The 1,125-nt window shown below is 59.1% G+C and carries 1 protein-coding gene; it reads right to left on the minus strand.

What is annotated here, in order from left to right:
- Positions 1-259 precede the first annotated feature (259 nt).
- Positions 260-1,125: IS110 family RNA-guided transposase (locus GXB78_RS27955; protein ID WP_329517854.1), on the minus strand; the 866-nt coding region annotated here is incomplete at its 5' end.

Here is a 1,125-nt window from a genome sequence, read left to right on the forward strand (position 1 = left end):
CAGCTCCTATGTATGGACTCGCCCCACCATTCAACCCGCTTTTGAACACTGCTACCCGGTTGCATCTATGTATAAGGCCTGTTCGAGGAAGCATTGAGCGGCTTCTGGCCAACATTGGGTTAGCTCGCGGTATGCCGATTACAGTAAGGCCTCAAGGGCCAGTAGGAGCTCAGGCATCAATCCGCGACGGTCTGACCTGGGGTCAATGTTCTTCAGCATGGGTTGGAGCGGTTTACGCCCCGGTGGCAGAACTCTGTTGTCAGTGACTCATCGCAGCCTCCTGGCCATCGCCCGGCCGGCGCCGATAAGTCTGGTCGTTTTGCAGCAGCACCCAGAGGATGCGCAGATTTCGATTGGCTAATCGCACTGCTGCCTGCTTGCGGCCCAGACGGGAAATCCAGCGCCAAAGACGCCTGTCGTCCGGCTGCTCTGAATCCGGACGTATCTGTCTTAAAACGGCATGAGCGCCCTGAATCGTCAAACTTCGCAGATAAGCGTCACCGTTCTTGCTCATCCCGCCCAATCGGTTTTTCTCGCCAGAGCTGTGCTGGCTGGGCACCAATCCGAAGTAGGCGGCGAACAAACGGGCGTTGGCGAAGCGTTCGGGCTCGGTCTGCTTGGCCAGCAGCGCCGTGGCGATGATCGGACCAACACCGCGCACCGTCATCAGCCGCTTCGCCGTTTCATCCTCATTCGCTGCCGCTTCCAGCCGACCGGTCAGCACGTTGACGCGCTCACCCAGTTGACTCCACTCACCCAAAAGCTCGGCGATCAGTTCACGCAGCAAATCAGGTAGCGGCTGAGTGGCATCTTCCAGTACCCGAGGCACGAGCTGCCTGATCGCTATCTCACCCTGAGCCATGGCTACCCCATGTTCCAACAGCAAGGCGCGTATCTGATTACCCACCGCAGTGCGGCGCCGCACATAGCCCTGACGAGCCCTGTGCAGAGCCTGCATGGCCAGCGCCGCAGCACTCTTGATCGGTACTGCCGAAATTTTGCAGTCGCGGCCTGCACGCAAGATCGCCAACACATCGTTGCGATCATTTTTTGGGCCGCTACGATGACTGGCAACCAGCTGGGCCGGCAGGATGCGGACGGAATTACCCTGCATCTGGAGCAATC

The sequence above is a fragment of the Pseudomonas moraviensis subsp. stanleyae genome (assembly GCF_036283065.1).
GTDB classification, from domain to species: Bacteria; Pseudomonadota; Gammaproteobacteria; order Pseudomonadales; family Pseudomonadaceae; genus Aquipseudomonas; species Aquipseudomonas stanleyae.